The sequence below is a fragment of the Flavobacterium profundi genome (assembly GCF_006491645.1).
In the GTDB taxonomy this organism is placed as follows: Bacteria; Bacteroidota; Bacteroidia; order Flavobacteriales; family Flavobacteriaceae; genus Flavobacterium; species Flavobacterium profundi.
This window is the reverse complement of the sequence record NZ_VDCZ01000010.1, coordinates 175,342-189,320: the sequence shown is the minus strand read 5'-3', so window position 1 is coordinate 189,320 and position 13,979 is coordinate 175,342. Positions and strand designations below refer to the sequence as shown.

Below are 13,979 nucleotides of genomic sequence, written 5' to 3'. Positions count from 1 at the left end.
TGTTTTTCTAAAACTAATCTTACGCATTCTAATTTAAATGCATAATCGTACTTGACTTTTCTTTCCATAAAAATACCCCCAAATAGTGTCTAACTTTTTGGGGGCAGTGCATTTGAAGCAGCCTTTTTTTTTAACGATACTAGAAAAACTATTGAATAATTAATTTAGTTGTATAATTTTCATTGTTAGTATCGGTAAGTTTGAGCAAATAAACTCCTGAAGTTACAGTAGGAATTGCAATTTCAGTTATTCCGTTGTTTTCTTTAGACATTATCATTTTACCAGATAAATCATATATAGTAATTTTTTGAGTAATGATGTTATTTGTATTTACAATGGTAAAGCTTTCTTTAGCAGGATTTGGATAAATTACAAAACCATTTTTTTCAAAATCTTCCGTAGCAAGTGACGTATCTGTTATTTTATAAATAGTTCCATTATTAATTGCTGCAATGTATAGTTCTTTATTTAAGTCTTCTCCAAAAGTTACAAAATTATTCCCTGAAAAAGGCAAAGTATAACTTAATGCACCCGTTGAGGTTACAATTCCTATTCTAGAATCACAATAATCCGTAAATAAATACTTCCCTTGTAAGTTAGGATACATAGCTCCATTGTAAACATAACCACCCGTTATAGAACAAGCTCCGGTGGAATGATTGACATCGATAAGAGGAAAAGTTAAAGCAGATGAAGCTGGACAACCAGAAGTATTATAAGATGCGTTACCTTCATAACATCTCCATCCATAATTCAAATCATTTGGAAGTGGCGTTGTGGTTTTATTCACTTCTTCATGAGCTCCTTGACCAACATCTGCAATCCATAAATCTCCGGTAACACTATCAAAAGAAAATTTCCAAGGGTTTCTTAAGCCTAATGCCCAAATTTCCTCTTTTCCTGTTTGACCCACATAAGGATTTGTTGCTGGAATGCTATAAAAAGGGGCAACAGTTGCGTTCACATCAATACGCAACATCTTACCTAAAAATACACGTGAAGGGTTAGCAACATTTATTGTGGTGTTTTGAGCATATCCGTCTGGGTCGCCACCACTACCGCCATCACCCATTCCTATATACAAATAGCCATCTGGACCAAATTTAATAGAACCGCCATTATGATTGCTATACGGTTGGTTAATCGTCATTAAAATGGTGCCACTAGGATTAGCTGCATTGGGATTAGCTGCATAAACACTGTATCTTGCAATTACGGTATTACCTGAAGTATTGGTATAATTTACAAAGAAATACCCATTGGTACTATAATCAGGATGAAACGCAAGACCTAACAACCCTCGTTCGCCACCAGTGCCAATTAGTCCAGACAAATCTAAAAACGGAGTAGTGTTTACGGTTCCATTTGCATTTAGAATTTTAATAAGTCCACCTTGTTCTACTACAAATAATCTAGAATCTCCAGCATGAGTAATTTCTACAGGACTCGAAAAACCAGTGGCAAAAGATTGTAAACTGATGGTTTGTGCGAGTGAAAAAGTACTGAAGATAAAAAATACAAATAATTGAGTTGGGGCCCATACTTTTACAAGCGGATTTCTGAATGAGTTAATCGTTTTCATAGTTTGTTTGTTTTTTATAGTTGCCTTGTAAAAATAGCGAAAATAAATTTTAAAACACTAATTATCAAGGTATAAAAAAGCCTATCTTTTATGAGATAGGCTTTTATTTTAGAGATTATCGATGATTTTATCTTTCGGATATTTCACTTTATAACTAATCCTGAATTTCTTTGTTTCATTGGGTTTTAAATCTATTTTCCAAGTCAAAATACCCGTTTCTTCATTAGCCGAAGCTTTATCTTTTTCTAGAAGTTCGATTGTAATTTCTTTATCCGTGCTAATTGGATATTGATCTTTCAAAATCATATTAATAGCCTCCTTTTTATTGTTTCGCACAATAAGATCGTAGGTAAATACTTGTTCTTTATAAGAAGATAAAAATTTGGTTCCCGATTTATCCACTACTTTTTCTCGTTTAATCGAAATCTTTTTATCCCTTCCCATGCTTAAATTTAAGGTGTCTGAAGTAGCATTAGCATTAATAAAGGTTTTCCCTACATAGGTGCCTTCAAAAATAATATTGGCTTCACCAGGTAATAAATTAAACTTCGAATAATCGCTTAGTTCCGCTAATAAAAAAGCTTCTTTTTCTAGTTTTGGTACAGCATAATATTTATAAGAAGCAGGTAATTGAATTTCTTTTAAGGCTACACTATGGGCTTTTCCATTAGATAGAATATCATACGGAATGTCGATATCAAAGCTTACATTCAATTGGTTTTCTGAAATTGTAGTATAGTTTGAAATAGAAGATTTTTCTAGTTTCATACTACGTTTTTCAGAGACCTCTTTTGCTAACCTATCTTTTTCAGCAACTTCTGCAGCGACCCTAGTTTGATAAGTATTTTCTTTATAATCATCATTATAACCGTAATCTAAACGACCAAAATGTAAGAACCAGGCTCTTAACAGTGGAGCTACATTACTTTGGTTTGGATTACCACTTGATAAAGTTAGTTTTACTTTTTTCCAATCTATTCCTGTGTTTTGAGTCACTTGTCCTTTGTATAGCATGTCTATTGGACTACTAATGTTTTCAGCTCTTAAATCATAAAAAGGATACCAAGACGCTCCTTGCGTTAAATAGTTAATATCTAAATCAACTGTTCCTGCCAAATCATTCATTACTTGTAGAATTAATTTTCCTTTAGAAGTTTTTTCTTCTTTTTGGGTATTGATTTCTAATTTGGAATTTAAAGTAGCCAATTGTTCTCTTAATTTATTTTCTTTTTCAGAGTAGGTATTTACTAAGTTACTTAATTCGGTTCTTTTACTAGTATAATAATCTACTAATTTCATTAATTCGGTGACACTTAAAGCTGCATTTCCACCAGAAATTTGTTGGTTTTTATCCAATAATTCAATGGTTTTGGAATACGAAGTTCGTTGATTAGCCACTTTACTCATTTCTTTGGTAACTAAATCAATACTATCTCTTACTTTTTTAATGACAGGATTGCTTTCATCAATTTCATACTCCGAAATATAATTTTTGGTAAACTGAACTGACAACACCGTAATGTTTTTAGGTGCATTGATTTGTACGGTGCTTTCGTTTACATAATCGGCTACATTTTTAATTACAATTTCACTATTGCCTTTGGGTAAAGTTACTGTAGTCGATTGCGATAATTCGGCACTGTTTACATAAACGGTTGCGGCATTTACTTTTGCAGTGGTGAAAATGGGTTTCTGAGCCCAAATGGGAACACTTGTTAAAAGAAGTAATCCTACTATTATTTTTTTCATGGGTGTACTTTTTGTATAAAGATTATTTTTGGTAACTAAAGGTTGGAAATAAAATTTAAAAATACCAATTATTTTTCAACATGATATCCTTTCTTTTGAGCTAATTCGATAATAGAAGTTGCAATGGCGTTCCCTAAATCGTCTTGTTTTTTCTCTTTTTTCATTTCAGAGTCTATGTATGCCTGACGTTTTTTGGCTAATACACTAATTTCTTTTTGAATTTTTTCTCTTTCAGCCGATTTTTGCGCGACATAGGTTTTAATTTCTGCTTTGCTTTTTCCTTTTAATTCTGCTGGTAATTCTTCTGACTTGATTTGATCCAAGGCTTTTTCATCTTCACTTACTTTATCCACTAAATCCCAACTTTCATTTTTGTAAACCGCTTTGGATTTACTTACCGAACGCTCTACATAATTGGCTTTGGAAACACTTTCTGCATTAGCATCTTGAGCTACTTGATTCATTTTTTTCTCAGCTCCTTTTCGTCCATAACTTACATAGGTTTCATTGATTTTTTGATTGTATAAAGTAATCTCATCATCATAAGGCGTATTAATATAGCGTACACGTTCGTTAGAATCAATATTAAAGTATTTTCCATTTCCAGTTATAGCACCATCTTGCCAAAACGTGCGAATACCTTCTTCATGATTACCACAAAATATGGTATTAATGTAAATGTCTTGTTGGAAAGCATTTTTTACCGCTTCTTTATAATTTACATTTCCTTGATTGAAAGGTTCGTTTCCAGCGATATACACTAATTTCATGTTTTTATTGCCATCTTTCCAAGTCAATTGTTTCACCGCATCTTGAATAACAGCTCCGCAATATTCTTCTCCACCATTGGTACGCAATGCAAATAATTTTTCGGATATTAAGTCTAAATCATTGGTCAAAGGAGCCACTTGTCTGATGTAATTAGATGCAGATGACAAACCATCATTACCATATTCATATAATCCAATTTCTATTTCTGGAGTTTTTCCTTCATATTTTAAAGTAGTCAACGTATTTACGATGTTCCATAAACGCGATTTGGCTTGTTCAATTAACCCATCCATACTGTTAGAAGTATCTAAAAGAATAGCAACCTGAATTTTGTTGTCTGAAAGTGGTTTTTCAATTGTTTTTTCAACGGCAACTTTAGGGTTTGCCAAATTTTCTGCTTTGTTATTATGGCAACTTCCAAAAGTTAAAGTGGATGCCAATAATGTGCTGATGTATACGATTTTAGTTCTCATAATAAATATTTTTTGTAGTTATTTGATTCAAATTTAGGAGGATAATCAAGGCTAATTTTGGAGACTTGGTGAAAAGGGCTTTTCACTTGGTAAACCAATAAAATAATAAACGGTAAAAAAATTATCTTTACATTGTATAATTAAACCGTGCAATGCAAGTAAAAAAAATCACATATTTCTTCTTTATATTTTTTATAATGTCTTTACAGGTAAAGGCTCAGGATACTATTAAAGACAAAAAATCCAAAGTATCTCTATCTAAATCAGTTGAAAAATTAGAGCGTTCCATTGATACCAATGATGATTTTAAGACCGCAAAGAATTATGAAGAATTGGCTTTGGTTTACCAAAAAAAAGGCGATTTAGCTAAAGCGGAAGAATTTTATAAGAAAGCAGAAACTCTTTATACCAAATTAAAAAAGGGAGAAGATAAAATGAGAGTAACGCGTTCTATTGCTCAAGTGCAGGAGAGACAAAACAAAATGGTTCCAGCCATTCAAAGTTATGAAAATGCAGGTCGAATTGCAGATGATGAAATGTCTCAGCAATTGAATTATAATGATGCCAACCGTTTACGCAACCAAAGCAACCCAAAAGCTCAATCGGATTATATTAATTCGAATATCCAATTATTAGAAGAAAAATCAAAAGATAAATTAGTAAAAGAATCTAAAAAAGTGGCTCTTAAAGAAGAGGTTGCCAATGCTTATGTTCAAAAAGCAGAAGCCGATTTATCTGCAGCTGAAACAGAAGAAGCTATTGAAAGTTATAAAAGTGCTTTAGATTATGTGAATGATGATACTGAGGAAGCCATTAAAATAAAGAATAAAATAGCAGAAGTATATAAAGAAGAAAACGAGTATGAAAAAGCATTAACCATTCAATTGAACTTATTGGATGAAGCGAGAAAGAATAAAGATTATGATACCGAAATAAAGCAATTACAAGAAGTAGCCGAGATTTATTTCCAATTCAATCAACCTGAAAAAGGCGTACAGTCGTTAAAAGAATCCTACACTTTAGCCAGCGAAAAAGGAAATACTAAAGAAGTTAAGAATAGTTTAAATCAATTAGTAGCATATTATAAATCAAAAGGGAATGATAAAGAAAGTGTATTGTTGTATGATGATTTTTTGACCCATTTTGATGAAATTGTAGCTGCAGATAGTTCTTTAATAGAGGATAAAGTATTTCAAATTTCCGAAAAGAAGATTTTACAATTAGAAAAAGAAAAAGCGTTAAAAGACGAATTAATTAGCAAAAAGAACCGATTCAATTATTTTTTGATTGGCTCTTTAGCGTTACTTTTTATTTTTTTTGCACTGATTGTAAAAGCCTTATACGCTATTAAAACTAAGAATAAAAAAATTGCATTGCAGTCTTTACGAAGAGAAATGAATCCGCATTTTATTTTCAATAGTTTGAATAGCGTGAACCAATTTATTTCTGAAAATAAAGAATTAGAAGCCAATAAATACTTGAGTTCGTATTCTCATTTAATGCGAAACATGATGGAAAACTCTAATAAAGACTTTATTAGTATTAGCAATGAACTGGAGCAATTAAAAAAATATCTCGCGTTAGAACATTTGCGTTTTCAAGATCAATTTGAGTACGAAATTAGGATAGACGAACAAATTGATACCGAAGTTACCTTTATTCCCAATATGATTTTGCAACCGCATTTGGAAAATGCCATTTGGCATGGATTACGCTATAAAGAAGGCAAAGGCAACTTGCTTTTACAATTTCAATTGCTTCCTAAGAAAGTGCAAATAACGATTGAAGATGATGGTATTGGGTTAACCCAAAGTCAAGCTCTAAAAACCGTTAATCAAAAGGTGCATCAGTCGAGAGGTACGACCAATACTTTGGAACGGATTAAATTATTAAATGAGTTGTATAAAATGAATATTAGCTTTTCTATTACAGAAAAAGAAGCACCAGAAACGGGAACCATAGTCGTTATTACAGTACCTTTATTAGATAAAATATGACAGGATTACAAAAGATAAGAAGTATTATTGTTGAAGATGAAACGGCAGCGAGAGAAGTATTAAAAAACTATCTCAACAAGTATTGTCCGCAAGTCGAAATTATTGGTGAAGCGGCTAATATAAAAGAAGCAGTACCTTTGTTACACGAATTGGAACCGCAATTGGTTTTTTTGGATGTGGAAATGCCTTTTGGAAATGCCTTTGATGTGTTAGAAGCTTGTAAAGACTTGCAATTTGAAACCATTTTTGTAACTGCCTTTTCCGAATATTCTTTAAAAGCCTTAAATCAAAGTGCGGCTTATTATTTGCTCAAACCCATTAGTATAGAAGAATTAATTGTAGCTGTTAACAAAGTGCAGCAACAGTTGGCAAAACACGATTTAATCAATCGGAATAGAGTTATTGTAGAAAATTTCAGAGAACCCAAACCCGAGAAACAACAAGTCATTTTACCTACTTTGGAAGGTTTTGAAGTTGTACAAATGAAAGATATTGTGCGCTTAAAAGGCAATGGTAATTTTACCGATTTGCATTTAGTCGACGGCTCCAAAAAAATGGTGTGTCGGTTTTTAAAACACTTTTCAGAAATTTTACCATTTCCATTTTTAAGGGTACACAAATCTCATATTATCAATGTGAACTTTGTAAAAGCGTATAACAAAGGAGGTTTCATTACTTTACAAGATGAATCGGAAATTGAAATTTCCAGTACCTATAAAGATGATTTTTTAAGTAAGTTTAAGTAAAAGAGAACCATTTTATGTATTCACCAATCTCAACAGCGCAATTAGAGCAGTTTTACGAACAGGGTTTTGTAAAAATAGAGAATTGTTTGTCTCCAACATTATTACAAAAATTGCGTATCTTTTTTGATGAGGTAATGGCTGATGAAAAGGATTTTCAAAAAGTAACCATTTCTGTTGGAGAAAAAAAGTTCATTACGAATGTAGAATTACTGTGTTATAAAAATAATTTGGCCTGTTTAGAATTGTTGGGCTTACCCTTTTTATTAGACATGGCTCAGGAAATTTGTGGTCCTGATTTTTTTGCGATTCAAGAATTTGCGGTAATTAAAAATTCGGGTGACCAATTACCCGTTTTATGGCATCAAGACATGATGCATCAACGCACAGGAAATTGCTTTACGGTGGGCATTTATGTGGACGATGCACATGCTGGTGATGGTGCTTTAAAAGTGGTTCCCAGAAGCCATTTGAGTTCAAAAACCATTTGTGAATTGGCACAAGAAGAAACCCTTGAAGTGCCTATGAAAGCAGGTGATATTCTGGTTCACGATATGATGTTGGCGCATAGTTCGGATATTTTGCAAAAGCACGAAAAAAGACGTGTCATTTATTTTGAATTTTTGTCAGCCAAACAAGTCGCTACAGAAGGTATTTATACAGCAGAATTAGTTGCAAATAGAACCCAATTGTTAGCTGTTGCCACCAGTTATTACCACTTACAAAACCCTTTATTGCCACAATTTCAATGGGAAAAAGAGGTAACTTGCTTTGAAAATGAAGCACAAATTAGAACCGCTTTACATAGTATTTATGCTATGCCAATTCATGCCAAGCCGTCTAATTATTGTTTTGAATTACCCAAATAATTCGCTAACTACATCCTCAATTTTGGATACTAAAACCACTTTGATAGCGGTATTTTTTAAAGTAATTTTATTGTGTTTAGAAACCAAAATAGTAGTAAAGCCTAGTTTTTCCGCTTCTTGAATGCGTTGGTCTATTCGGTTTACAGGTCTAATTTCACCAGAAAGACCTACTTCACCTGCAAAACAAAAACCTTCTTCGATACTGATGTCTTCATTTGAAGATAAAATAGCAGCCACAACAGCCAAATCAATAGCAGTATCATCAACTGAAATCCCTCCTGTAACATTCAAAAAAACATCCTTCATACCTAAACGAAAACCTGCTCTTTTCTCTAAAACAGCTAAAATCATGTTCAAACGTTTGGCATTATATCCTGTCGTACTTCGCTGCGGTGTTCCGTAAACTGCCGAACTTACCAAAGATTGAATTTCTATCATTAAAGGACGCATTCCTTCCAAGGTACACGCAATTGCTGTTCCTGATAAAGCTTCTTCTTTATGTGAAATTAAAATTTCAGATGGATTGTCTACTTCTCGTAAACCATTGCCTAGCATTTCATAAATACCTAATTCAGCAGTAGAGCCGAAACGGTTTTTTAGAGAACGTAAAATACGATATACATGGTTGCGATCCCCTTCAAATTGTAATACCGTATCGACCATATGTTCTAGAATTTTTGGTCCAGCAATAGTACCATCTTTAGTAATATGGCCAATTAAAATCACAGGTACATTGGTCTCTTTAGCAAATTTAATCAGTTCTGCGGTACATTCTCTAATTTGAGAAATACTACCCGCTGAAGATTCAATATAATCAGTATGTAAGGTTTGTATCGAATCTATAATGACAATTTCTGGTTCCATTTCCTGAATTTGTCTGAAAATATTTTGGGTTTTGGTTTCAGTAAGAATGTAACAATTGTCGCTATTGGGAACAATACGTTCCGCACGCATTTTAATTTGTTTTTGACTTTCTTCACCAGAAACATATAAAGTTTTATAAGGTAATTTTAAAGAAATTTGAAGCAAAAGCGTACTTTTTCCAATTCCTGGTTCTCCTCCTAAAAGTGTTAAAGAACCAGGGACTAAACCACCTCCTAATACACGATTTAATTCGTTGTCTGTGGTGTTGAGTCGGATTTCTTGTGCCGAATCAATTTCTTTAATCAATAAAGGTTTAGGTGCTTTGGAAACCGAATTGGTTTCTGTTTTCCATGCCTTTTTTTCTTCTTTTTGAATAACTTCTTCTACAATGGTATTCCATTCTTTACAGGCATGACATTGGCCTTGCCATTTTGAAAAAGAAGTACCACAATTCTGACAAAAAAAAGCTGTTTTTACCTTAGCCATAGTTTCTTATTCTCCTTCTTTTTTCTCTTCACTTCCTTCTTCAGGAGCTGGTTCAACATATTCTTCTACAGTGGAAGCATCTTCTTTGCCTTTTAAACTTTCCGCTTTATCCAACATAAAAGATTTGGTAATTTCTCTAATTTCTTCTAAAGTATAACCTTTTCGGTATTCTTTAATCGCTTTTTTAAATTCGCCAGATTTTTCGTAATACAAAGCTTGGTGATAGGTGCCTAAAGTAGTTTTAGGATAATGTTTGTCGGCATATTTTCCTAATTCTTGTAATTCAAAATATGCTTTATTCTTTAAAATAGCCGCTTCAATTGCTTTAAAGTCTGTTAATCTTGGTTTTAATTTTAAGCCAAATTTTTCTTCTAGCTTGGTGTATTTATCAATTAAATATTGCGTATAACCTTTGTCAAGAGTAGCAATTTTTTCTTTGTATTCCATCATTGAGATAGGTTGGTACCCATCAAAAATAAAATATAAAGCTTGAGGAATAGCTAAAGCTACTAGAGAGTAATGACTTGCTCCTTTAAATTGATCAAAACGATAATTAAACGTTTTATTTGGAATGGAAGCAATCATTTTATCAAGAGCTTTGGCACCTTCATTTATATCTGTTAAGTCACCTTGACCAATTGCGTGATAATAAAAAATAGGTTTTTTGATTAGCGGTAAGCGTTCTGCTACTCTTGTAATCATCTGTGGAGCCAATTCTGCACCCAGTGAAATATAAGCATTAAAAACAGGGTCATCTTTGTATAAATAAAAGTTTAAGAAACCTGCAGTTGTATCATGCCCAGCAATAATTCGGAAAGGTTGGGTTCTATATTTACCTTCAATATATGGTAATAATTCGAATCCAATAAATTCGAAGAAACTAGCCCCTTTTCCTGAAGGTAAACCAGTTTGATCATAATCGCTATCATCAAAACGTTGTTCGCCATAATTTTGATTAATGGCAACGATGATTGTCTCTGGTAAATCATCCCAATAATTACCATATTTTAAGTTTCCTTCAAACGGGTTTAAAAGATATTCGCCATCTAACAAGACTAGAACTGGATATTTTTTTTCCACATCAGCTTCATAATTTCCAGGAAGGGAAACGGTAAATGTTCTTTCTCCTCCTAATTTTTTTGATGGGATAGATTCGGTTATTCTTTGTGAAAAAGCGAATGAAGTTACTAAAGTAAATAGTAAAAGAAATTTCGTTTTCATAACGTTATAAGTTAGTTTGAGTTTATGGCAATTGTTTTCCTCTTTGCTTAAAAGTAAAAGTGGAAATATGCGGCAATATACTAATTAATTTTTATTGAAAAGATGTAAAAATAAATAAGAAAGAAGCCCAAGAACAATCGTTAAAATGGTTTGTGAAGTCCAAATGATCCAACCTAATGCGGTTCCTGCTTCTTCTGCTATTCCATATAATAATAAGACTTTTGAAATTGAAATGGGAAAAGCGCCAATTCCACCATTGGTAAAACCAACAGCAACAGTGCCAAAAATGAACCCCATAATCACAATTTCAAATGAAATTGATGCCGTTTCTGGTATTGAAAACACACAAACATAAAACATCATCAAATAGGAAAACCAAATAAAAAGTGAGTGGCCTAAATATTTCCATTTTGTTTTCATTTTTAAAATACTCGTCATTCCTTCAGCTAGACCTTTGAATTTACTTTTCATTTTAAGAATCAGAGGCCATTTTGCCCATCTCCATAAAAAGAAAAATACAAGCATTCCCAAGATTAAAAACCCTGTTAATAAAGCAATTTTTTGAGGAGAAATATGTGAAAAGATGAAAGCATTTATAGTTTCAAACTGAATGATAAAGGCAGTTAAGACAAAAAGTAAGAAAATAAGTAAATCAACTACTCTTTCTGCAACGATAGTTCCAAAGCCTTTATCAAAAGGAACGCCTTCGTATTTTTTTAAAATCACGGCTCTACTAATTTCCCCAGATCTAGGTATGGTTAGATTTAATAAATAAGAAATACTTACTGCAAAAAAAGAATTATAAAATTTAGGTTGGTATCCTAAATGATTAAGAGAATATTTCCAACGGTACGCTCTTGACCAATAGCCAAAAAGGGAAATAAAAATAGATAGAAAAACATAAAAATAGTTGGCGTTTTTAAAATAATTCTTAATCTGTTCTAATTCCGTTTTGCTAAAAGAGGAAAATTGATAATAAATTAAAGCTATTCCAATTAAAAGTGGAATAGTAGTCTTTAAAAATTTTTTAAAAGAAAAAGTCAAAACTAGGTCAATGAATTATCCTTTTCATTTGGGAAAACCAAAGTAGGTTTGAATTTTTTAGCTTCTTCAAAATCCATGGAAGCATAAGAAATAATAATAATGATATCGCCTCGATGTACTTTTCTTGCTGCGGGTCCATTTAAAGTGATCTCACCTGTATTTCTAGGTCCTTTAATGGCGTAGGTTTCTAAGCGTTCACCATTATTAATGTTAACGATTTGTACTTTTTCACCCTCTATAATATTTGAAGCCTCCATTAAAGTTTCGTCAATGGTGATACTTCCTATATAATTCAAATCAGCACCTGTTACAGTTACCCTATGAATTTTCGATTTTACTACTTGAATATGCATGGTGCAAAGGTAATTATTTTGAATAAATTAATTATTTTTTTTTGTGAAATCTATTTTTTGTTTTTTAATACATTGGAATGTTATCTATGAGTCTAATGTTTTCTATAAAAACAGCAATAAAACCTCTGTATTTTTTATTATTGTCTTTCTTTTGGCAAATACAAAGTGTTTTTTCATCTGCAATTTCAAAGTACTCTAATTTGAAATTCTTTTGTTTATTAAAGGCTTTTTCTACTATTTCAGTAGTTTCTTGAGCAGATTTTGTGATAAAATTTTGTTTGGATTTTTGTAACGTTTCATAGATAAAAGCAGCTTTTTTTCGAGCTTGAGGTGAAAGTCGTTCATTTCTTGAACTCATGGCTAAACCATTAGGCTCTCTAAAAATGGGGCAACCTATAATCTGAACTGGAAGTTGGAATTTTTCAACCAATTTTTTTACAATTTGTAATTGTTGGAAGTCTTTTTCACCAAAATAGGCTCTATTTGGAGTAATAATTTCAAACAAACGTTTTACTATTGTACCTACTCCATCAAAATGGCCTAATCGATGTTTGCCTTCCATTTTTAATTCTAAGCCATCATAATCAAATGACTCAGAGGCTAATTTTTGTTCATAAATGTCTTTTACATCAGGTGCGTAAATGAGTAGATTTTCGCTCAATGTTTGCATTTTATTTACATCCGCTTCAAGTGTTCTGGGATATTTTTCTAAATCTTCAATATTATTAAATTGAGTAGGATTCACAAAAATACTAACTACTACTGTGTCATTTTCTTTTAGAGCTTGCTCCATTAATGAAAGATGTCCTTGATGAAGCGCTCCCATTGTGGGAACAAAACCAATGCTTTTATTTGCTTCAATTATACTACTTAAATGCTGAGATAAAACTTTCTTTTCAGTGAAAACAAGCATGCCTTTTTGTATTAATTAGGATGCAAACTTACTATTTTACTAGATAAATCCATAAATTTTTGTAATTTTGCATGTTTTTTAAAAACAAATGTTAAACAAAATAAATTATGGAAGAAAAGAGGATATTGTACGTATCATCTGAAGTGGTGCCTTATTTAGCAGAGAACGAAGTTTCCCTACAATCGTATGAATTTCCAAAAATGATTAATGATATAGGTGGTCAAATAAGAATTTTCATGCCACGATATGGAAATATTAATGAAAGAAGACATCAATTGCACGAAGTTATTCGTTTGTCAGGAATGAATTTAGTGGTGAATGATATGGATATGCCTCTAATTATTAAAGTAGCTTCAATTCCAAAAGAGAGAATTCAAGTTTACTTTATCGATAATGATGAGTATTTTAAAAGAAAAGCAACTTTTACAGATGAAGAAGGGGTGCTCTATCCTGATAATGATGAAAGAGCTATTTTTTTTGCAAAAGGAGTTGTTGAAACAGTTAAAAAATTAAACTGGGTTCCAGATGTTATTCATGTTCATGGTTGGATGGCTTCTTTATTACCTGTTTATTTAAAACATTATTATAAAAACGAAGGTATTTTTGCAGATACAAAAATTATTACTTCTGTTTATAATTTAGGTTATGAAGGTGAGCTGAATTCAGAATTAGTTGGTAAAATGAGTTTTGATAATATTTCAAAAGAAGTAACCAAAGATATTCAAAACCCTAATTATGAAAATCTAATGAAACTCACTATTGATCATTCAGATGGTGTTGTAGTAGGTTCTGAAGGCTTGAATCCAACTTTAACAAAATATATAGAAACTTCAGGAAAACCTTTTTTACCTTTCGCCTCTAAAGATAAAATAAGCACAATGTATACTGATTTTATCAAAGAACATATTTTATAA

The 13,979-nt window shown here is 32.0% G+C and carries 12 protein-coding genes; 4 read left to right on the top strand and 8 right to left on the bottom strand.

The window, feature by feature from the left end; genetic code table 11:
- Window positions 1–148 precede the first annotated feature (148 nt).
- From FHG05_RS13535 to FHG05_RS13525, 3 genes are all read right to left on the bottom strand, one after another.
- On the bottom strand, window positions 149–1,582 hold the full coding sequence (locus tag FHG05_RS13535) for a PQQ-dependent sugar dehydrogenase (RefSeq protein WP_140998632.1): 1,434 nt from the start codon (window positions 1,580–1,582) through the stop codon (window positions 149–151).
- 108 nt (window positions 1,583–1,690) lie between these two features.
- A complete protein-coding gene (locus tag FHG05_RS13530; RefSeq protein ID WP_140998631.1) occupies window positions 1,691–3,331 on the bottom strand; it encodes a DUF4139 domain-containing protein in 1,641 nt (546 codons plus the stop codon).
- A 68-nt stretch (window positions 3,332–3,399) separates the two neighbouring features.
- The gene (locus FHG05_RS13525; RefSeq protein WP_140998630.1) at window positions 3,400–4,575 is read right to left on the bottom strand and encodes a vWA domain-containing protein; all 1,176 of its coding nucleotides are present in this window, start codon (window positions 4,573–4,575) and stop codon (window positions 3,400–3,402) included.
- A 197-nt stretch (window positions 4,576–4,772) separates the two neighbouring features.
- Between FHG05_RS13525 and FHG05_RS13520 the strand changes: the two genes are divergently transcribed.
- The 3 genes from FHG05_RS13520 to FHG05_RS13510 are packed head-to-tail and all read left to right on the top strand — an operon-like array spanning window position 4,773 to window position 8,184.
- Window positions 4,773–6,572, top strand: a complete 1,800-nt coding sequence (locus FHG05_RS13520) for a tetratricopeptide repeat-containing sensor histidine kinase (RefSeq protein WP_232338093.1) — start codon at window positions 4,773–4,775, stop codon at window positions 6,570–6,572.
- A complete protein-coding gene (locus FHG05_RS13515; protein ID WP_140998628.1) occupies window positions 6,569–7,318 on the top strand; it encodes a LytR/AlgR family response regulator transcription factor in 750 nt (249 codons plus the stop codon). Before FHG05_RS13520 ends, FHG05_RS13515 begins: the two co-directional genes overlap by 4 nt.
- A 14-nt stretch (window positions 7,319–7,332) precedes the next feature.
- A complete protein-coding gene (locus tag FHG05_RS13510) occupies window positions 7,333–8,184 on the top strand; it encodes a phytanoyl-CoA dioxygenase family protein (RefSeq protein WP_140998627.1) in 852 nt (283 codons plus the stop codon).
- Here FHG05_RS13510 and radA read toward each other — a convergent pair.
- The 5 genes from radA to panC form a co-directional block, all read right to left on the bottom strand.
- On the bottom strand, window positions 8,173–9,534 hold the full coding sequence (gene radA / locus FHG05_RS13505; RefSeq protein ID WP_140998626.1) for a DNA repair protein RadA: 1,362 nt from the start codon (window positions 9,532–9,534) through the stop codon (window positions 8,173–8,175). The genes FHG05_RS13510 and radA overlap by 12 nt on opposite strands.
- Before the next feature lie 6 nt (window positions 9,535–9,540).
- Window positions 9,541–10,755 carry an alpha/beta hydrolase gene (locus tag FHG05_RS13500; RefSeq protein ID WP_140998625.1) on the bottom strand — a complete coding sequence of 405 codons (1,215 nt, stop codon included), beginning with the start codon at window positions 10,753–10,755 and terminating at the stop codon, window positions 9,541–9,543.
- Between the two features lie 84 nt (window positions 10,756–10,839).
- Entirely contained in the window at window positions 10,840–11,799 is a 960-nt protein-coding gene (locus tag FHG05_RS13495) for a lysylphosphatidylglycerol synthase transmembrane domain-containing protein (RefSeq protein WP_140998624.1), read from the bottom strand.
- Between the two features lie 2 nt (window positions 11,800–11,801).
- Window positions 11,802–12,152 carry an aspartate 1-decarboxylase gene (gene panD / locus FHG05_RS13490; RefSeq protein ID WP_140998623.1) on the bottom strand — a complete coding sequence of 117 codons (351 nt, stop codon included), beginning with the start codon at window positions 12,150–12,152 and terminating at the stop codon, window positions 11,802–11,804.
- Window positions 12,153–12,216: 64 nt separating this feature from the next.
- Window positions 12,217–13,065, bottom strand: coding sequence for a pantoate--beta-alanine ligase (gene panC / locus FHG05_RS13485; protein ID WP_140998622.1), 849 nt, complete (start codon window positions 13,063–13,065; stop codon window positions 12,217–12,219).
- 107 nt (window positions 13,066–13,172) lie between these two features.
- On the opposite strand from panC, the gene FHG05_RS13480 reads away from it, so the two are divergent.
- Entirely contained in the window at window positions 13,173–13,979 is an 807-nt protein-coding gene (locus FHG05_RS13480; protein WP_140998621.1) for a glycogen/starch synthase, read from the top strand.